17 protein-coding genes and 1 riboswitch are annotated in these 19,010 nt (G+C 72.9%); of the genes, 10 read left to right on the top strand and 7 right to left on the bottom strand.

Going from position 1 to position 19,010, the window contains the following annotated elements; translation table 11 throughout:
- Positions 1–224: 224 nt before the first annotated feature.
- Both ACIRQY_RS31220 and thrC read right to left on the bottom strand, forming a co-directional pair.
- Positions 225–503 (bottom strand): MoaD/ThiS family protein, encoded by a 279-nt coding sequence (locus ACIRQY_RS31220; RefSeq protein ID WP_351794353.1) that lies wholly within the window; start codon positions 501–503, stop codon positions 225–227.
- Between the two features lie 14 nt (positions 504–517).
- On the bottom strand, positions 518–1,828 hold the full coding sequence (gene thrC / locus ACIRQY_RS31215) for a threonine synthase (protein WP_403931282.1): 1,311 nt from the start codon (positions 1,826–1,828) through the stop codon (positions 518–520).
- A riboswitch (SAM riboswitch) is annotated at positions 1,822–1,968 on the bottom strand. It overlaps the preceding gene by 7 nt.
- A gap of 148 nt (positions 1,969–2,116) precedes the next feature.
- Between thrC and ACIRQY_RS31210 the strand changes: the two genes are divergently transcribed.
- The 6 genes from ACIRQY_RS31210 (at position 2,117) to ACIRQY_RS31185 (ending at position 8,443) form a co-directional block, all read left to right on the top strand.
- Positions 2,117–3,058 carry a glucosyl-3-phosphoglycerate synthase gene (locus ACIRQY_RS31210; RefSeq protein WP_351794351.1) on the top strand — a complete coding sequence of 314 codons (942 nt, stop codon included), beginning with the start codon at positions 2,117–2,119 and terminating at the stop codon, positions 3,056–3,058.
- A 632-nt stretch (positions 3,059–3,690) separates the two neighbouring features.
- Positions 3,691–5,238 (top strand): hypothetical protein, encoded by a 1,548-nt coding sequence (locus ACIRQY_RS31205; protein ID WP_403931241.1) that lies wholly within the window; start codon positions 3,691–3,693, stop codon positions 5,236–5,238.
- 162 nt (positions 5,239–5,400) lie between these two features.
- Positions 5,401–6,840 carry a trehalose-6-phosphate synthase gene (locus ACIRQY_RS31200; protein ID WP_403931239.1) on the top strand — a complete coding sequence of 480 codons (1,440 nt, stop codon included), beginning with the start codon at positions 5,401–5,403 and terminating at the stop codon, positions 6,838–6,840.
- Between the two features lie 110 nt (positions 6,841–6,950).
- Entirely contained in the window at positions 6,951–7,466 is a 516-nt protein-coding gene (locus tag ACIRQY_RS31195; protein WP_403931237.1) for a hypothetical protein, read from the top strand.
- A complete protein-coding gene (locus ACIRQY_RS31190; protein ID WP_403931236.1) occupies positions 7,463–8,038 on the top strand; it encodes a GNAT family N-acetyltransferase in 576 nt (191 codons plus the stop codon). The genes ACIRQY_RS31195 and ACIRQY_RS31190 overlap by 4 nt, the downstream gene beginning before the upstream one ends.
- Positions 8,039–8,095: 57 nt before the next feature.
- Complete coding sequence (locus ACIRQY_RS31185) at positions 8,096–8,443, top strand: hypothetical protein (protein ID WP_403931234.1); 348 nt, start codon at positions 8,096–8,098, stop codon at positions 8,441–8,443.
- A 90-nt stretch (positions 8,444–8,533) separates the two neighbouring features.
- On the opposite strand, the gene otsB is transcribed toward ACIRQY_RS31185, so the two are convergent.
- The 3 genes from otsB to ACIRQY_RS31170 all read right to left on the bottom strand — a co-directional run bounded on the left by otsB (position 8,534) and on the right by ACIRQY_RS31170 (position 11,368).
- Complete coding sequence (otsB, locus tag ACIRQY_RS31180) at positions 8,534–9,379, bottom strand: trehalose-phosphatase (RefSeq protein WP_403931232.1); 846 nt, start codon at positions 9,377–9,379, stop codon at positions 8,534–8,536.
- A 96-nt stretch (positions 9,380–9,475) separates the two neighbouring features.
- A complete protein-coding gene (locus ACIRQY_RS31175) occupies positions 9,476–9,802 on the bottom strand; it encodes a DUF3263 domain-containing protein (protein WP_403931280.1) in 327 nt (108 codons plus the stop codon).
- Between the two features lie 258 nt (positions 9,803–10,060).
- Entirely contained in the window at positions 10,061–11,368 is a 1,308-nt protein-coding gene (locus ACIRQY_RS31170; RefSeq protein ID WP_403931230.1) for an ABC transporter substrate-binding protein, read from the bottom strand.
- A gap of 195 nt (positions 11,369–11,563) precedes the next feature.
- On the opposite strand from ACIRQY_RS31170, the gene ACIRQY_RS31165 reads away from it, so the two are divergent.
- The 3 genes from ACIRQY_RS31165 to ACIRQY_RS31155 all read left to right on the top strand — a co-directional run bounded on the left by ACIRQY_RS31165 (position 11,564) and on the right by ACIRQY_RS31155 (position 14,713).
- Positions 11,564–12,514: an ROK family protein gene (locus ACIRQY_RS31165; protein ID WP_403931228.1), complete on the top strand. Its 951-nt coding sequence runs from the start codon at positions 11,564–11,566 to the stop codon at positions 12,512–12,514.
- Complete coding sequence (nagA, locus tag ACIRQY_RS31160; RefSeq protein ID WP_403931226.1) at positions 12,514–13,668, top strand: N-acetylglucosamine-6-phosphate deacetylase; 1,155 nt, start codon at positions 12,514–12,516, stop codon at positions 13,666–13,668. The genes ACIRQY_RS31165 and nagA overlap by 1 nt, the downstream gene beginning before the upstream one ends.
- Positions 13,669–13,792: 124 nt before the next feature.
- Positions 13,793–14,713 carry a 1-phosphofructokinase family hexose kinase gene (locus ACIRQY_RS31155; RefSeq protein ID WP_403931224.1) on the top strand — a complete coding sequence of 307 codons (921 nt, stop codon included), beginning with the start codon at positions 13,793–13,795 and terminating at the stop codon, positions 14,711–14,713.
- Positions 14,714–14,797: 84 nt separating this feature from the next.
- Here ACIRQY_RS31155 and ACIRQY_RS31150 read toward each other — a convergent pair whose 3' ends face one another.
- The gene (locus ACIRQY_RS31150; RefSeq protein ID WP_403931223.1) at positions 14,798–15,757 is read right to left on the bottom strand and encodes a CBM35 domain-containing protein; all 960 of its coding nucleotides are present in this window, start codon (positions 15,755–15,757) and stop codon (positions 14,798–14,800) included.
- Between the two features lie 95 nt (positions 15,758–15,852).
- Complete coding sequence (gene cdgB, locus ACIRQY_RS31145; protein ID WP_403931221.1) at positions 15,853–17,676, bottom strand: diguanylate cyclase CdgB; 1,824 nt, start codon at positions 17,674–17,676, stop codon at positions 15,853–15,855.
- Between the two features lie 526 nt (positions 17,677–18,202).
- Here cdgB and ACIRQY_RS31140 point away from each other — a divergent pair.
- The gene (locus ACIRQY_RS31140; protein ID WP_351794319.1) at positions 18,203–18,766 is read left to right on the top strand and encodes a flavin reductase family protein; all 564 of its coding nucleotides are present in this window, start codon (positions 18,203–18,205) and stop codon (positions 18,764–18,766) included.
- The last annotated feature ends 244 nt before the right edge of the window (positions 18,767–19,010 follow it).

The following is a 19,010-nucleotide window of genomic DNA, read 5'->3' as shown; positions in this document are numbered from 1 at the left end:
TAGGGATATTCCCCTGGCTTATGGGGCAACTCGGGCCCGGCAAAGCGCGCAGAAGGTACACAATGCGCACACACTTTGGCTGCTTCTTGTCGCGCAGGGACGCATTCTCATATGCGTCCGGCATGAGCAGCGGAGGGGGCTTCCCCAACTCTACCGCGCTCAACCATATAGAATTGCCCCTTCCGCTTATTGTCGCGGAAGGGGCAATTCGAGAGGGATGGGGATCAGCAGCCGCCCGCGACCGCCGGGATGATCGAGACGCCCGCGCCCGCCGGGGTGGCGGTCTCCAGGCCCTGCTCGAAGCGCACGTCGTCGTCGTTCACGTAGACGTTGACGAAGCGGCGCAGCTTGCCCTGGTCGTCCAGGACGCGGGCGGCGATGCCCGTGTGGTTCTTCTCCAGGTCCGCGATGACCTCGGCGAGAGTCCCGCCCTCGGCCTGGACCTCGGAGAGCCCGCCCGTGTAGGTGCGGAGGATGGTGGGGATGCGGACGTTCACAGCCATGTCTTCGTAGCCTTTCAGAGGGCCAGGCCGGCGTCGCGGAACGCGTCCAGGCTCGGGCGGATGGTGGTGGTGGCCTGGGAGGTGTCGGCCACCGCGTCCAGGGTCTTGAGCCCGTCACCGGTGTTGAGGACGACCGTGGTGAGGTTCGGGTCGATGAGCCCGTTCTCGACGAGCTTGCGCGTGACGCCGACGGTCACCCCGCCCGCGGTCTCGGCGAAGACGCCCTCGGTGCGGGCGAGGAGCCTGATCGCGTCCACCACCTGCTCGTCGTTCACGTCCTCCACGGCGCCGCCGGTGCGGCGGGCGATGTCGAGGACGTAGGGGCCGTCGGCCGGGTTGCCGATGGCGAGCGACTTGGCGATCGTGTTCGGCTTCTGCGGGCGGACCACGTCGTGACCGGCCTTGAAGGCGGCGGAGACCGGGGAGCAGCCCTCGGCCTGGGCGCCGAAGATCTTGTACGGCCTGTCCTCGACGAGGCCCAGCTTGATCAGCTCCTGGAGACCCTTGTCGATCTTCGTGAGCTGGGAGCCGGAGGCGATGGGGATGACGAGCTGGTCGGGGATGACCCAGCCGAGCTGCTCGCAGATCTCGTACGCCAGCGTCTTGGAGCCCTCGCCGTAGTACGGGCGGAGGTTGACGTTGACGAAGCCCCAGCCCTCGCCGAGCGGGTCGCCGATGAGCTCCGAGCAGAAGCGGTTGACGTCGTCGTAGTTGCCCTCGATGGCGACGAGTTCACCGCCGTACACGGCGGCCATGACGACCTTGCCCTGCTCCAGGTCGTGCGGGATGAACACGCAGGAGCGGAAGCCCGCGCGGGCGGCGGCGGCGCCGACGGCCCCGGCCAGGTTGCCCGTGGAGGAGCAGGAGAGGGTGGTGAAGCCGAAGGCGCGGGCCGCTTCGATGGCCTGGGCGACGACCCGGTCCTTGAAGGAGTGGGTCGGGTTGCCCGAGTCGTCCTTGACGAAGAGCTTGCCGGGGGCGACGCCGATCTCGCGGGCGAGGTTGTCGGCCTGGACGAGCTTGGTCCAGCCGGGGTTCAGGTTGGGCTTCTCGGCGACGTCGGCGGGGACGGGCAGCAGGGGGGCGTAGCGCCAGATGTTGGCGGGGCCGGACTCGATCTGCTTGCGCAGCGCCTCGGGGTCACCGAGAGGCAGGTCGTACGCCACTTCGAGCGGTCCGAAACACAGCTCGCAGGCGAAGATCGGGCCGAGTGCGAAGACTTCACCGCATTCCCGACAGGAGAGCCCTGAAGCGGGACCGAGATCGACGGTGGTCGCGGGGGTGACGGTCTGTACAGCCATGGAGGCGAGGCCCTTTCTCCTCATCTTTCCCATGACGAATTTTTCGCCATGAGACGGATTTGGCACCTTCCCGAGCCGGGGACCTCGATGGAGGACGAGATGAACCGACTGGAGGGTTGCCGGGGCTTCAACGGGCCGTTTCCCTCTGCCCCTCTGGATGAGCGGTATTCGATTGTGAAGCGCGCTGGACTTCGTTCCTGCGCTCCGACGCGGGCGGCACCCCGACGTGCATCGGGCATCCGCGTTGTTCAAGACTGTAACCGAAGGCCCGGACGCTTGGACCGGCCGTCCGTACCGCGAGATGGAGATCACGTGCTGGAAGAGGTGGAGCGCTGGCTGGACCGGCGGTCCTGGTCCCTGGCGGACCGGCCGCTGGATCAGGTCCTCGCCGCCAAGCGCTCGACACGGGTCAGCGTGGTGCTGCCCGCGCTGAACGAGGAGGCGACGGTCGGGGAGATCGTCTCCGTGATCCGGCGCGAGCTGATGTCGGAGGCGGTACCGCTGGTGGACGAGCTGGTGGTGATCGACTCGGGTTCCACCGACCGCACGGCGGAGGTGGCGGCGGCGGCCGGGGCGCGGGTCGTCGCGCGGGACGCGGTGCTGCCCCGGATACCGGCCGTGCCGGGCAAGGGCGAGGTCCTGTGGCGGTCACTGATGGTGACGAGCGGGGACGTGGTCTGCTTCGTGGACGCGGACCTGCGGGACTTCTCGGCGGACTTCGTGACGGGGATCGTGGGCCCGCTGCTCACCGATCCCGAGGTGTCCTTCGTGAAGGCGATGTACGACCGCCCGCTGGGCGACGCCCCCGGGCAGGGCGGCCGGGTGACGGAGCTGGTGGCCCGGCCGCTGCTGAACCTGCACTGGCCCGCGCTCGCCGGATTCGTCCAGCCGCTGGGCGGGGAGTACGCGGCCCGGCGCTCGCTCCTCGAACGGCTGCCCTTCCCGGTCGGTTACGGAGTGGAGCTGGGGCTGCTCGTGGACGCCCTGCACACGGTGGGTCTGGACGCGCTCGCGCAGGTGGACGTGGGGGTGCGCAAGCACCGGCACCAGGACGGGCAGGCACTGGGCCGGATGGCGGCGGCGATCTACCGGACGGCGCAGCTGCGGCTCTCGCGGGGGCATCTGGTGCGGCCCCGGCTGACGCAGTTCGAGCGGGGAGCGGCGGGCTTCGAGCCCCGTACGTACGCGGTGGACACGGAGGAGCGACCGCCGATGGTGGAAATCACGGAGTACGCGAGCCGTCGCGTGGCGTAACGCCCCATGATGATGTGTTTTGCATACATTGCGCTTTCATGCGCTTCAGACACCACCACCTGGGCAGGGTGCTCGCGGTCATCGGGCTGACGGCGGGCTCGCTCGCCTCCACGGCGGCGGGACGGGCCGCCGCCGATGTGGTCGAGCCCTTCGGCGAGCGGTACGGGGCCTCGCTGTACGGCGACTTCACGACGCTCGGCAACACGGTCATGGGCTGCCCGGCCGCGTCCGGGGGAGCGGCGGCCCCCGGCGGCCCGGGGGGCCCTGGCGGCCCTGGCGCCTCGGGGGCCTCCGGGGCCACAGGGACCTCCGGGGCCACGGGGGCCTCCGGCGTCTTGGTCCCTTCTGGGGCCTCGGGTGCTTCTGGCGTCTTGGTCCCTTCTGGGGCCTCGGGTGCTTCTGGCGGCCCGGAAGCCTCGCCAGCCACTCGTAACGCTTCTCCCTCAGCGGGCCCTATCCGCCCCACGAGTCTCACTAATCCCACAGCCACCACAGCCCTCTCTGCCTCCTCTGCCTCCTCTGCCCCCTCTGCTGGTTCTGGTCCCATCAAGCCCATCGGCCCCGACGACCCCGCGACCCGCTGTGCGGCCGCCGCGCGCGGGCAGGGCCCCGACGGCGGCAACGCCTTCGTGATGCGGCGGACCGACGCGGCGGGAGTCTCGCCCGGCTTCGGCTCCAGCTCCGGCCACGTGCGGATCCCGGCGGGCGCGGAGGTCGCGTACGCCCGGCTCTTCTGGGGCGGGAACGACGGCACGCACCGGGGTCCCGGCGGGGCCGACCTGAGGCGCTGCGACCTCGCGGGCGCGGACGTCGACCCCTCGCCCGGGGACCCGGCGACGACCGCCCCGGTGCTCCGGATCGGCTCGGGCCCGACGGTCCCGGTCCGGGTCGACAGCATGGTCACGGACCCGGCGGACAGCGCGGGGGCGCACTTCTACACCGGCGAGTCGGACGTGACCGCCGCCTTCGCGGGCGTCTCCGGGACGGACGCGCGCGTGACGGTCGGGAACGTCTGGGCGGCGGGCGGCAAGGGCTGCGCGGCGGGCTGGTCCCTGACCGTGGTCCACCGCTTCCCCGGCCCGGTCGCGGAACCCGCCCCCGTACGGCGGACGGTCTCCGTGTACGGCGGGCACGTCGTCCAGCGGCCCGACTCCCCCGCCACCACGGTCACCGTGGACGGCTTCCGGCGGGGGGCGGGACCGGTGCGGGCGGGCGTGGTCGCCTTCGGCGGCGACCGGAACGCCCCCGGGGACGTCTTCCGCGTCGACGGCCGGACCGTCACCGAGGGCCGTACCGGGGACACCGACAACTTCTTCGTCGGCGGGAGCGACGGCGCCCTCGACCCCCGCCCGGCCGACAGCCTCGGGGTCGACGCCAAGGAGTTCGTCCTGCCCGACGGGGCCGTCCCGCAGGGCGCGACCTCCGCCGAGCTGTCCTTCGCCACCCGGGGCGACACCTTCGTACCGGCCGGGCTGGCGTTCTCCGTACCGGTGCCGGACCTGGAGATCACCAGGACGGCGAGCCCGCGCGAGGTCCGGCCCGGGGACGTCCTCACCTACACGGTCACCGCGCGGAACACCGGCCCCGCCGACCTCCCGGCCGTCCGGTTCTCCGACGACCTGACCGGCGTCCTCGACGACGCCGACCACCGCCGGGACGCCCGTACGGACCTGGGCACGGTGACGTACACGAAGCACGGCACCGCCTTCTCCGGCGCCCTCCCCGCCGGAAGGACCGCGACCGTCACCTACTCGGTGCGGATCAAGGACCGGCCGGAGGGGGACGGGCGGCTGCGCTCCGGCGTCACGTCGGAGACACCCCGCTCGAACTGCGGACCGGGCAGCGTGGACCCGGCGTGCGCGACGGCCCCGGCGCTGACCCGCCCGGCCCCGCCACGGGCGGCCCCCACCCAGGCGGCCCCGCCACGGACGCTCCCCACCCGGACGGCCCAGGCCCGGCCGGCCGCCGGGGACGGCAAGAACGCCACCCCGGCGCCCCCGGCGGCGGCCGGACCCGCCTCCCCGGCGCCCCCGGCCCCGGGTCCGCGCGGGAACACGGGCTCGATGGCCGCGACCGGCGGGCACGGCGAGCGGCTCTGGCTGCTCGGCGCCCTCGGCCTGGCCCTCGCGGCGACGGGCCTGGTGGCGAAGGCGGCCCTGCGCGGCCGACGCGACACCTGAGGAGGCCGGGGCCCACGTGACGAAGGGGGAAACCCCAGGGGGGAAGCCGAGGGGCGGGGAAGCCGGGTCCGGCCGTCCCGCCCCCGAGGACCCTCCGTGGCCGGATCACCCCGTCTCGTATCCGTACGTTTGAGCGTTTACGGGACGGGCTAGGTTCGCCCCATGGCTACTGTGCTTGTGGCATCCAACCGGGGCCCCGTCTCGTACGCGCTCGGCGAGGACGGCGGACTCGACGCCCGCAGGGGCGGCGGCGGCCTGGTCTCCGGTCTGAGCGCCGTGTCCGCCCAGGACAGTCTGTGGGTGTGCGCGGCCCTCGGCGAGGGCGACCGGGAGGCCGTCCGGCGGGGGATCGGGGAGCCGGGCGTACGGATGCTGGACATCGATCCGTCCGTCTACACCGACGCGTACAACGGCATCGCGAACTCGGTGCTGTGGTTCGTCCACCACCATCTGTACGACATCCCGCGCGAGCCCGTCTTCGACGCCGGGTTCCGCCGCCGCTGGGACGCCTACCGCGCCTACAACCGCGCCTTCGCGGAAGCCCTGGCGGCCGGTGCCGACGAGGGTGCGGCCGTCCTCGTCCAGGACTACCACCTGGCGCTCGTCCCGGGACTGCTCCGGGAACTCCGCCCCGACCTGCGGATCTCCCACTTCACCCACACGCCGTGGGCCGACCCCTCGTACTTCCGGATGCTGCCCGCCGACATCCGCGCCGAGCTGCTGTGGGGGATGCTCGGCGCCGACGAACTCGGCTTCCACACCTGGGCCTGGGCGCACAGCTTCCTGGGGTGCGCCTCCATGGACGACGAGACCGGGACGGCCGACGCCTTCATCCCGAGCGGCGACCCCCGCCGCTGGGTGCTCCACCGCAGGACCGGCGGCCCGAAGCGGACCACCTGGATCAGGACGTACCCGCTGGGCGTGGACGGCGAGGACCTGCTGGCCCTCGCCCACCGGCCCGAGGTCGACGAACGGCTGGCCGCCCTGCGGGCCGAGGTCGGCGACCGCAGGACCATCGTCCGGGTCGACCGCACGGAGCTGTCCAAGAACATCCTGCGCGGGCTGCTCGCCTACCGGGAACTGCTCACCGTCCACCCCGAGTGGCGCGGCCGGGTCGTCCACCTGGCGTCCGCGTACCCGTCACGGCAGGACCTGGAGGTCTACCGCGCCTACACCGCCTCGGTCACCGAACTGGCGGAGGAGATCGACGCGGAGTTCGGCACGGCGGACTGGCGGCCGGTCCTGGTCTCCGTCGAGGACGACTTCACCCGCTCCCTGGCCGCGTACCGCCTGGCGGACGTGGCCCTGGTGAACCCGGTCCGCGACGGCATGAACCTGGTGGCCAAGGAGATACCGCTCGTCTCGGAGGAGGGCTGCGCCCTGGTCCTGTCGACGGGCGCGGGCGCCTACCAGGAACTACGGGACCACGCCCTGACGGTGAACCCCTACGACGTCACGGAGACCGCCGAAGCCCTCCACCGGGCCCTGACGATGCCCCCCGAGGAACGCGCCACCCACACGAAACACCTCAGAGCGGCAGCCACGGCCCTCCCCCCACAACAGTGGTTCCTCTCCCAACTGACGTCCCTCACCGAACGCTAGGACGTACCAGGCGTCGCCAGGCCTGCCCTCCGGGCAGACGACGCTACTTTTGAAACACGCCCTAGACGAGCTGTTCCACCATTCCTGCTGGTAGCCGGGGGAGAGACGCGATGCGTGTGGGAGTCACCGGGCATCGGGGGCTGAGCGCCTCCGTGGAGGGGCGGGTCCGTGAGCTTCTGGAGGCCGCCGTGGGGGCGTACGGGCCTGACGGGCTGGTCGGCGTCTCCTGTATCGCGGACGGTCCTGACGCGTGGTTCGCCGAGTACGTGCTCGCGCACGGCGGACGGCTGGAGGTCGTCGTCCCGGCCGACGCGTACCGGGAGAGCCTGCCCGAGGAGCACTGGCCGGTGTACGACCGGCTGCTGGGCCGGGCGGCGGAGGTGCACCGGACCGGCATGACCGACTCCGACCCGGCCGCGCACATGGCGGGCAGCGAGGTCCTCGTCGGCCTGGCGGACGAACTGCTGGCCGTGTGGGACGGAATGCCCGCCTGGGGCTTCGGCGGCACCGCCGACGTGGTGGCGTACGCGGAGCGCACCGGGGTCCGGGTGCGGGTCCTGTGGCCGGAGGGAGCGAGCCGCCGGTCCGACACACACCTCTCCACACCCCCGGAAGGACCCGCATGACCCCCCGACTCCGCCGCTACGACGGCTCGTTCGAAGGCGTGAGGCAGGTCGTCGGTCCGCTGGTCTCGGTGTACGCGCGGGTGCGTGAGCCGCTGCTGCATCTGCCGAACTACGCGGTGGCGACCTTCGCCGAGCGCCTGGAGCGGCACAGCCGGGAGGCGGGGTTCGGGGCGGTCCTCGCGTTCGACGCCGAGGACCGGCCGGTGGGCTACGCGTACGGCAACACCGTGGAGGAGGGCGACCGGTGGTGGACGAGGACGGGCGAGGTCGACGCCCGGTTCACCGGCTCCCCCGTCCTGGCGCTCAAGGAGATCGGTGTGACGGTTGCCCACCGGGGCACCGGACTCGCCCGGCGCGTCCACGACGCACTGCTCGCCGGTCGCGGTGAGGCGTACGTGTCCCTCATGGTCAACGCGGCGGCGGGCGACGGGAAGGTCCGGCGGGTCTACGAGTCCTGGGGGTACACGGCGATCGGCACCAGCCGTCCCTCCCCCGGCGCCCCCGTCCTCACCTCGATGATCAGACCGATGAGCGTCGACGGGCACCCCGTCCGCGTCCGCCAAGGCCCCTGACCCGGCCGGTGGCCTAGACTCCGGCCTCCTGATCCGGCGGGTTGCAGCGGGGGCGGCATGGCGAGTGGCGGCGATGGTACGGGCAGGACGCGGCGGGTCGGCCCCGGTGTGACGGCGCTGTACGGCGCGCTCTATGTCAGCGCCCTGTTCCTGCTGGTCACGGGCTTCCTCATGGAACCGGCGGGCTGTGGCTCGCGCGCCAACCCCTCATGCTCGGCCGAGACGAACTGGCGCCTCGGCGTCGGCTTCGGGCTGATCTTCGTCGGAGGGCCCGTCCTGCACAAGCTCCTGCCGGGCACCCCGCTCGGACGGGGGACGAGCAGGAAGGCGGCCGTCGCCGCTCTGCTGCTGGGCTCGGCCATCGGTGTCGCCCTGGCGGAGGCGGGAGTCCGCGCGGTGTCCTGACGCGCGCGATCACCTCGCCGCGCGTGGGGTCACCCCGCCCCGCGCGCGATCACCTCGCCGCGCGTGCGGTCGCCCCGCCCGACGGTGGGGTCACCCCGCCGTCCCCATCGCCTCCGCCAGGGACGCCAGCAGGGTCACCACCCCCCGTGGGCCCTCGACCGCGAGGTCCGCGCGGTCGGTGAGTTCCGTTACTTCCGTGGAGCCGCTGCACACCAGGAGGCCCGGCACGCCGTCGGAGCGGAGCTTCTCCACGGCGGCGAAGGCGGGCAGGTCCCCCAGGTCGTCACCCGCGTAGAGCACCGACTCGGCGCCGGTCTCCCGTACGTACTCCAGGAGCGCGACCCCCTTGTCCATGCCCGGCGGCCGCAGCTCCAGGACCATCCTGCCCGGTTCCAGGACGAGCCCGTGGTGGGTGGCGAGGTCCCCCAGAGGTCCCTTGAGTGCCTCGAAGGCGTTCTCGGGGTCGAGGGCGCGCCGGGTGTGCACCGCGACCGCCCGGCCCTTCTCCTCGATCCAGACCCCCGGCCAGGCACCGGCCCGGTCCAGGAAGCCCGGGAGTTCGGCGCGGACCGAGGCGACGCCCGGGTGCGGGGCGGGGGCGTGGACGGTTCCGGTGACCGCGTCCCAGCGCTCGGCCCCGTAGTGGCCGAGGACGACGAGGTGTTCCAGACCGGGGACCCCGGCGAAGCCGCCGTGCCGGACGGCGACCCCGGCGGGGCGGCCGGTCACGACGGCGACGGAGGCGACCCGGGGCGCGAGCGCGGCGAGCGCGGCGACGGCGCCGGGGTGGGCGCGGGCCCGTTCCGGGTCGGGGACGATCTCGGCGAGGGTGCCGTCGAAGTCGAGGGCGACGACGGCGTGCGCGGGCCGCGCGAGGAGCGCGGCCAGACCGTCGCGGCCGGCGGAGGTGGTCGGGTGCGGGAGGCTGCTGACCATGTCCCGACCCTACCGACGCGGGGCGTCCGCGTCAGCGGGACGGACCACCGGACCGGAGCACGGCTGGAGCACGGCCGGAGCACGGGGGTCACCCGGTCAGCGGCGCTGCTGCCGTTCCGCCCTGATCCTGCGCAGCCGGTTGACCGTCACCGGGTCGTGGGCGAGGGCGCGGGGGTCGTCGAGGAGGGCGTTGAGGAGCTGGTAGTAGCGGGTCGGGGAGAGGCCGAGGCGCTCGCGGACGGCCCGCTCCTTGGCGCCGGGGCCCGGCCAGGAGCGGCGCTCGACAGCGAGCAGGGCCCGCTCGCGCGCCCCGAGCCCGGAGGCGTCGTCGGCGGCGGGCGACGGGACCGTGCCCCGGGCGGCGGCGGAAGTCGGGACCGCGCCTCCGGCGGCGGGCGAGGGTGCCGTATCGCCATCCGCCACGGCGGGCGACGGAGCCGTACCGGCGTGGTCGGCGGGCGACGGGACCGCGCCCCTGGCAGCGGCGGGCGACAGAGCCGTATCACCTCGGTCGGCGGCTGACAGGCCCGTATCGCCGTCCGCGTCGGCGGGCGACGGGCACGTACCGGCGTCGGCGGCGAGCGACGGGCCCGTGTCGCCGGCGGCGCCGGGCGGCCCGTCCCCGTCTCCGGTGGCGTCCGCCCTCGCGGCCCGTTCCTCCTCGGTCATACGACCAACCTATTACTCCGCGTTCTCCGCCGCCGTCGCCACCCGGCCGATCGAGGCCAGGACCTGGGAAGGATTCCCGGACGGGGTCACCGCCTTGCCGATGTTCTGCTTGACGGTCTCGCTGACCTTCGCCCAGGAGGTCTTGCCGACCGGGGGGAGCTGGCTGCCCGGGAGCGTCTTGAGGAAGACGCGGAGGTCGGCGTGCTGGGCGTCGGTCTCCATGCGGGTGGAGGCGGTGACGGTGACGGGCAGGAGGCCGTGGTCCCCGGCGAACTTCAGCACGTTCTCGTCGCTGAAGACGAAGTTGAGGAAGTCGCCGATCTCCTTGCGGTTCCCGTTCTGCTTGAAGCCCATGATCCAGTCGGCGACACCCATCGCGGTCTTCGCCGGGCCGTCGTTGCCGGGCAGCGCGACCTGGCCGACCTCGATGCCCTTCTCGGCCGCCTGCTTCAGGAGCGAGGGGTGGCCGTTGAGCATCCCGACCTCGCCGCTCGCGAACGCGGCGAACGCGGCCTTGCGGTTGAGCTTGCCGGGCGCGACGGGACCGGTCAGGCCCTTGCCGACGAGCTCCTTCTTGAGCCATTCAAAGGTCTTGACGTTGGCGTCGGAGTCCACGTCGTAGTGGTCGGTGCCGTCGGTCCAGCCGCCGCCGCCGCTGACCATCCACATCATCGCCTCGAGCTGCGCCTCCTCCGGTCCGAGGGGCAGCGCGAAGGGGGTGCGGACGCCGTTCTCCTTGAGCTTCCCGGCCGCCTCGGCCAGCTCGTCCCAGGTGGTGGGCGGCTTCGCCCCGGCCTCCTCGAAGAGCGCCTTGTTGTAGAAGAGGGGCCGGGTGGAGGCGACGAACGGCAGCCCGTACTGGGTGCGCTTGTACTCCCCCGCGGCGGCCAGCGGGGGGAGGAAGTTGGCCTGGACGGGGATGGAGAGGAGATCGTCGGCGGAGTACAGCTCCCCGGCGGCGGCGTAGTCGGCGTAGGCGCCGATCTGCGCGATGTCGGGGGCCTTGTCCGCCTTGACCATCTCGGCGACCTTGCGGTCGATGTCGTCCCAGGACTCGATCCGCACCTCGACCTTGACGCCGGGGTTCTTGGCCTCGAAGGCGGTGACCAGGCCGTCCCAGTACTTCTTGCTGGTGTCACTGCCGCCGGAGCCGTATTCGGGGGCGACCAGGCGGAGGGTCACGTCGCCGGATCCACCCCCGAGTGCGCCGCAGCCGGCGACCGTGGCGGTCAGCCCGAGGGCGGCAGCGGCCGCGGTCAGTCCAAGGAATCGTCGCCGCTGCACGGATTCGTCCACCTTTTGCTCGTCGTTGAGCTGCATCGAGCCGCACGTTCGCCCAGAGCAGGGCCGCAAGTCTCCCCCTGGAGCGGGTATGAGGTCTACACCACCCGGGTATCACTTCCGCAACACAGTCGGGACCATGAGCCCATGGCCGGTCCCGAATTTGTATCCGTACGCAACAATCCTCCGCAGTGGACTAGACCTTTTGGGTCTTCGCGCGCCAAACTGTCCTCCGTGAGACATGTCATCGCCCTGGATGTGGGCGGCACCGGTATGAAAGCCGCCCTCGTCGGGGCGGACGGCACGCTGCTCCACGAAGCCCGCCGCGCCACCGGCCGCCGCCGTGGCCCCGAGGCCGTCGTGGAGACGATCCTCGGCTTCGCCGAGGAGCTCCGCGCCCTCGGTACCGAGCGGTACGGACAGCCCGCCGCAGCCGCCGGAGTAGCCGTCCCCGGAATCGTCGACGCGGAGAACGGCGTCGCCGTCTACGCCGCCAACCTCGGCTGGCGCGACGTCCCCATGCGCGAACTCCTCAGCCGCAGGCTCGACGGCATCCCCGTCGCCCTCGGCCACGACGTGCGCACCGGCGGCCTCGCCGAAGGCCGGATCGGCGCGGGCAACGGCGCCGACCGCTTCCTCTTCGTCCCCCTCGGCACCGGCATCGCCGGAGCCATCGGGATCGGCGACCGCATCGAGGCGGGCGCCCACGGCTACGCGGGCGAGATCGGCCACATCGTCGTCCGCCCCGGCGGCACCGACTGCGGCTGCGGCCAGCGCGGCTGTCTGGAGCGGTACGCCTCCGCCTCCGCCGTCTCCCAGGCGTGGGCCAAGGCCAGCGGCGACCCCGAGGCCGACGCGGCCGACTGCGCCAAGGCCGTCGAGTCCGGCGACGCCAAGGCCCTCAAGGTCTGGCAGGACGCCGTCGACGCCCTCGCCGACGGTCTGGTCACCGCGCTCACCCTGCTGGACCCCCGCACGCTCATCATCGGTGGCGGACTCGCCGAGGCCGGGGAAACCTTGTTCACACCACTTCGGGCCGCGGTGGAGGAGCGAGTCACGTTCCAGAAGCTGCCCGCGATCGTCCCGGCGGCCCTCGGGGACACCGCCGGATGTCTGGGCGCGGGCCTCCTCGCCTGGGACCTTCTCGCCGCACAGCGCCCCACCGACTCGGAGGTTTCCGCCTGATGGCCGATCACAAGGTTCTCGCCGGCGCACACGTCGTGCTGCCCACCGGGATCGTCGAGAACGGACGCGTGATCGTCGACGGCGACCGCATCGCGGGCAGCTCCCCCGAGGGCGCCCCGACCGTCGACCTGAGCGGCCACTGGCTCGTCCCCGGCTTCGTGGACATGCACAACCACGGCGGCGGCGGCGCCTCCTTCACCTCCGGCACCGTCGACGAGGTGCTCAAGGGCATCCACACCCACCGGCTGCACGGCACCACCACCGTCGTCGCCTCCTTCGTCACTGGCGAGATGGACTTCCTCGTCCAGCGGGCCGGACTGCTCTCCGAGCTGGCCGAGCAGGGCGAGCTGGCCGGTCTGCACTTCGAGGGCCCGTTCATCTCCCCGTGCCGCAAGGGCGCCCACGACGAGACGCTGCTGCGCGACCCGGACCCGGCCGAGGTCCGCAAGCTGATCGACGCCGCCCGGGGCCAGGCCAAGATGGTCACCCTCGCCACCGAGCTTCCCGGCGGCCTGGACTCCGTACGGCTGCTGGCCGAGCACGGGGTGATCGCCGCGATCGGCCACACCGACGCCAGCTACGAGCAGACCGTCGCCGCGATCGACGCGGGCGCCACCGTCGCCACCCACCTCTACAACGCGATGCCCGCCCTCGGCCACCGCGCGCCCGGCCCGATCGCCGCCCTCCTGGAGGACGAGCGGATCACCGTCGAGCTCATCAACGACGGCACCCATCTGCACCCGGCCGCTCTGGAACTGGCCTTCCACCACGCGGGTCCCGGGCGGGTCGCCTTCATCACCGACGCCATGGACGCCGCCGGGTTCGGCGACGGCCGCTACATGCTCGGCCCGCTGGAGGTCGAGGTCAAGGACAGCGTCGCCCGGCTCGTCGAGGGCGGCTCCATCGCCGGGTCCACCCTCACCCTGGACCGCGCGTTCAAGCGCGCCGCCACCATCGACGGGCTCCCCGTCGATGCGGTCGTCCGGGCCATCTCCGCCAACCCGGCGCGACTGCTCGGCGTGTACGACCGGGTCGGCTCCCTGGAGCCCGGCAAGGACGCCGACATCGTCGTCCTCGACGCGGAGTTCGAGCTCAAGGGCGTCATGCGCAAGGGCGAGTGGATCGTCGACCCGACGGCGGCCACGGCCGTCTGATCAGGAGTCATACCGAAGGGCGGTGGGCCGGGGGTCTGGGCCTGCCGCCTTTCGTTTGGCATGATCGGTGCCCGTCGGAGCGTACGTTCCACAGGACGTCACACGGAGTACGGGGGTCGGTCAGGTGATTCTCACGGTCACCCTCAACACGGCGCTGGACCTGACGTACCGGGTCCCCGCGCTCACCCCGCACGCCTCCCACCGCGTCACCCAGGTCATCGAACGCCCCGGCGGCAAGGGCCTCAACGTGGCCCGGGTGCTCGCCGCCCTCGGCCACCGGACGGTCGCCACCGGTTTCGCGGGCGGCCCCACCGGCGCCGACCTGCGGGCCCGGCTCGCCGCGACCCCGGTCCTGGACGAACTCGTCGAGACCGGCGGCCCCACCCGGCGCACCGTCGCCGTCGTCGACGCGGCCTCCGGGGACACCACCCAGCTCAACGAACCCGGGCCGACCGTCACCCCCGCCGAATGGGCCGCCTTCCGGACCCGCTTCACCGCGCTCCTCGACGGGGCGGCGGCGGTCGCCCTCTGCGGCAGCCTCCCGCCGGGCGTCCACGTGGGGGCGTACGCGGAACTCGTCCGGCTGGCCCGCACCGCCGGGGTGCCCGTCCTCCTGGACACCAGCGGCGAACCCCTGCGGCGGGGCATCGCGGCCCGCCCCGACCTGGTCAAACCGAACGCGGACGAGCTGGCGCAGCTCACCGGCTCCCGCGATCCGCTGCGCGCGACCCACGAGGCCCGGGGCCGGGGCGCCCGCGCGGTCGTCGCCTCGCTCGGCCCCGAGGGCCTGCTCGCGGCGACCCCGGAGGGCCTGTGGCGGGCGGTCCCGCCCGCCGTCGTGAAGGGCAATCCCACCGGCGCGGGCGACTCGGCGGTCGCGGGCCTCCTGTCGGCCCTGGCCGAGGGCGCCCCCTGGCCGGAACGCCTGAGAAGAGCGGTGGCCCTGTCGGCGGCGACGGTCCTCTCCCCGGTGGCAGGCGAATTCGACGCCCCGGCCTACACGGAACTCCTCGCGCGGGTGACGGTCACGAACGAGCCGGTCTGACGGTCGCCGGGGCCGGGTGCCGGGGCCGGGTGCCGGTCACGGACACCAGGGTCGGACACGGGGTGCCCGTCACGGACCTGGGGGTCAGCCCGGGATGCGGGTGACTTCCAGCCAGTCGAGCAGCACGTTGCACTGGTTGCCGGTCTCGCAGGAGATCTTGATCTCGTTCTCGCCCTTCTGGAGGGTGACCGGCGCCCAGGTGGTCTGCCAGTTCTTCTCCAGGTTCGGGTCCGAGGACCTGATGAAGTTCTTCAGCCCTATGGGCTGCGAGTTCGGCTGCCCGTTGACGGTCAGGGTCGCGAAGGCGTCGACGGCGGGGATGGCGTAGCGGACGGTCAGCCGGTAGTTGCCGTCCACCGGCATCTTCGCCTTCCAGGTCACCGAGGAGCCGACCTGCTCGAAGCCCGCGACGTACGTCCCGTCCGAGCCCTCGGCACCCTTCACGTCCTTCGCGAGGGCGGCGGAGCCGCCCAGTTTGAGGGTCGCCGCGTCCTGCTTCGGGAGTTCGCCCGGGGTGCTCTCCGTGCTGGGTTCGCCGCTGGGCTCCTGCGAGACCGTCGTCGGGGCCGTCGGGGTGGTGCCGCCCGGCTGCCCGTTCTTGTCCTCCTTGCCGGAGTTGCTGATCACGGCGGCGGCGATACCGATGACGACGACCGCGACGACCGCGACCGCGCCGATCAGCAGGCCCCGGGTGTTGGGGCCACGGCCGGAGCCGCCGCCGCGCTGCTGCGGCAGCGGGGTCTGCCGGGTCGGCGGACCGCCGTACATCTCGGGCGCGGCGTACTGCGCCTGCGGCTGGCCGTACGGGCCCTGCTGCTGCGGCGGCACGTAGGGCTGCTGCGGCTGGCCGTACTGGCGCTCGCCGACGGTCCTGACCTGGTTGTACGAGGTGCGGGGGACGCCCGGCTGCGCGGGGGCGGGGCCGGGGTAGCCGTAGCCGCCGCCCTGCGGGGGCTGGGCGCCCGCCGCCTGACCGTCCGCGTACAGGTAGCCGAACGGGTCGTCGTTCTCGGGCGTGTTCGCGCCGTCGTTACCGGCAGCCATCCGGGTTCCTCTCCATGCTCGCCAGCCGTCGCCGACCGGGCGAGCCTACCCCGAACGGCTCAGCCCCCGAAGTTCACCCGGTCGCGTCCGGCGCGTCACCCGGCCCGGCGGTGGGCCTTGGCCCGCGAGCGCTTCTCCACGTACATCCGCTGGTCAGCGGAGTTCAGAACCTCTTCGGCGGTCATCCCGCACTCCGCCCAGCCGATGCCGAAACTGGCCCCGACACGCACCGCCCGCCCGTCCACCCGGATCGGCGGGATGATCGCGTTGCGCAGGCGCACCGCCAGATCGGCGGCGTCGGCCGTGCCGAGCCCGTCGGCGAGGACGACGAACTCGTCACCGCCGAGCCGGGCGACGGTGTCCCCGTCGCGGACGCCGGTGGTGAGGCGGCGGGCCACCTCGATGAGGACGGCGTCCCCGGTGTGGTGCCCGAAGCGGTCGTTGATCGACTTGAAGCCGTCGAGGTCGCAGAAGAGCACCGCGAGCCCTTTGCTGCCGTCGTCGGTCTCGCCGCCGTCGGAGGGGGCGACGACATGGACGTGGTGGTCGTACGGGCCCGCCCCCGCGGGCTCGAAACCGAAGCCGTGCTCGTGTTCGTGCTCGTACGGCGAGTCGTACCCCGGGTGCGGGGAGGGCTCGGAACCGGCCGGGTCGGTGCCGCCGGAGTCGTACACCTCGTACCCGGCGGGCCCCTCGTACCCGGCGGGCCCGTGCCCCGGGGATTCGTAGCCCGGGGGCTCCGTCCCGTAGCCGAAGCCGCCGCCGTATCCGGCGCCCTGCTCGGCCCCCGCGTACGCCGCCGGACGCTCGCAGATCCGGGCGGAGAGCCGGGAGCGCAGCTCGGCGCTGTTGGGGAGACCGGTGAGGGCGTCGTGCGAGGCACGGTGGGCGAGCTGGAGCTCGTGCCGCTTGCGCTCCTCGATGTCCTCGACGTGGGTGAGGAGGAAGCGGGGGCCGTCGGCGGTGTCGGCGACCACCGAGTTGCGCAGGGACACCCAGACGTAGGTGCCGTCGCGCCGCCCGAGCCGCAGTTCGGCCCTGCCGCCCTCGGCGGAGGTCCGCAGCAGGGTCCCGATGTCCCCGGGGTGGACGAGGTCGGCGAAGGAGTAGCGCCGCATCACGGAGGCGGGGCGGCCGAGGAGCCTGCACAGGGCGTCGTTCGTACGGAGCAGCCGGCCGTGCTGGTCGCCGCCCATCTCGGCGATGGCCATGCCGGAGGGGGCGTATTCGAAGGCCTGCCGGAAGGACTCCTCGCTGGCGCGCAGGGCCTGCTGCTCGCGCTCCAGGCGGACCAGGGCGCGCTGCATGTTGGAGCGGAGGCGTGCGTTGCTGATGGCGATGGCCGACTGGGAGGCGTACATCTGGAGCGCTTCCTGGCCCCAGGGCCCGGGGTGGCGGCCGTTGCGCGGGCGGTCGACGGATATGACCCCGAGGAGTTCCCTGCCGGAGCCGGAGGGGACCCCTCCGGTGCGTGCGGAGCCCAGCGTGGGCGCGTACATGGGGGCGTAGAGGCGGTCGTGGGGGTGCCACTCGTCCTCGAAGCGGGGCGCGGGCCCGTCGGTGTGCCACTGGGGCACGTCGTCGTCCATCAGCACCCAGCCCTCGGTGTGCGGTATGAACCGCAGCTCGCCCCAGGAACAGCCCATGGACAGGCGCCGCTCCCAGGAGGCGCGGGAGCCGACCCGGCCGGTGATCAGGGCTTCGGCGGCGGAACTCCCGGCGAAGGCGGCGACGACGAGATCACCGTCGGGGCGTACGAGGTTGACGCAGGCCAGCTCGTAGTTGAGACCGGCGACCACGCCGTCGGCGACGGTCTGCAGGGTGTCCGCAAGGCTGCGCGCGGTGTTGAGGTCCGCCACGACCCGGTGCAGCTGCCGCAGGGTCGAGAGACGGACGTACGGCTCCGACTCGGTCTCCATCGTTCGCTCTCCCCGAGACCTCGACAGCAAACTCCAGGCTTCTCATCGGCTTCGTGTCACACGTTCACCATTCAATGTGCACTGTCATCGCCACTGAATCACAGCGAGCTTCACACCCGGTACACAGGGTCAGCAATTACTGGCCTCTGTGACTCAAGTCACAAGCGGTCGTGGCGGGTCGCGCCGGACCGGGGAGACGGGGGGTCCTGGGACGGGTCGGGGACGCGGGACCGACGGGCCTGGGGAGTGGTGGGGCGGGAGGCCGCTGGGGCCCTGGTGAGCGGCGGGGAGTGGTGGGGTCCGGGGGCCGGTAGTGTCCGGAAGGTGTGGTGGGGCTGGTGGGGGTGACGGGGGTGGAGGGCCGACGGGGACGAGAGCCGGTGGGTCCCGGTGACCGAGGGGCCTGGTGACCGAGGGGCCCTGGTGACCGGGGGCCCTGGGGCGGGGGGTCCTAGGACCGGTGGGGGTGCCCGGCTGGTCCTCCCGCCCGATGCGCCCGCCGGAGCGCCGGGGCTAGCGTGCGGGTGTGCTGCAGAAGACTCCCGCCCCGCCCCCCGTGTCCGATCTGGCCGTCCCTCATGCTGGAGGGGTGAGCGACGACGAGTTCCGGGCGGCGATGTCCCGCCTCGCGGCGGGCGTGGTCCTGGTGACCGCGCACGATCCCGACGACGGGCCGCGCGGCGAGGACGTCGGCATGACGGCCACCGCCTTCGTGTCGGTCTCCCTCGACCCGCCGCTGGTCCTGGTGAGCCTCCGCAACGGCTCCCGCATGGACGACCTGCTCGCCGAGGTGCCGGTGTGGGCGGTGTCGCTGCTCGCGGAGGACCAGCGGCAGATCGCGGGGCGCTTCGCGATGAAGAACCGGGTCAGCGACCGGCTCCTCTTCGCGGACCTGCCGTACGTCCGGGGCGAGGAGAGCGGCGCCCCGCTGATGGGCGGCGCGCTCGCGGTCCTGGAGTGCCGTACGGAGAGCCGGGTGGTGGCTGGTGACCACACGCTCGTGGTGGGCCGGGTCCTGACGGCGGCCACCCGCACCACGGCGGGCGGCCCGCTGACCTACTTCCAGGGGAAGTACCGACAGCTGTCCTGAGGGCCGCGCGAGGGATCGGGTGCGCCCCTGTGAGGGGCGGCCGGAGGCCCGTAGGGGCCCGAGGGGACCCGTGGGGGACACGGTGGGACCCGAGGGAGCCGGTACGGGGACGAGGGGAAGCCCGTAAGGGACACGGTGGGACGCGGGGAGCCCGTAGGGGACAAGGCGGGACCCGTACGGGACGCGGCGGGACCGGAAGAGCCCGTAGGGGACAAGGGAGGGGACCGTACGGGACCCCGTACAG

Source organism: Streptomyces sp. NPDC101490, from assembly GCF_044767145.1.
In the GTDB taxonomy this organism is placed as follows: domain Bacteria; phylum Actinomycetota; class Actinomycetes; order Streptomycetales; family Streptomycetaceae; genus Streptomyces.
Note: the sequence above shows the minus strand (reverse complement) of the source record. Positions and strands in the feature narration are given on the sequence as shown.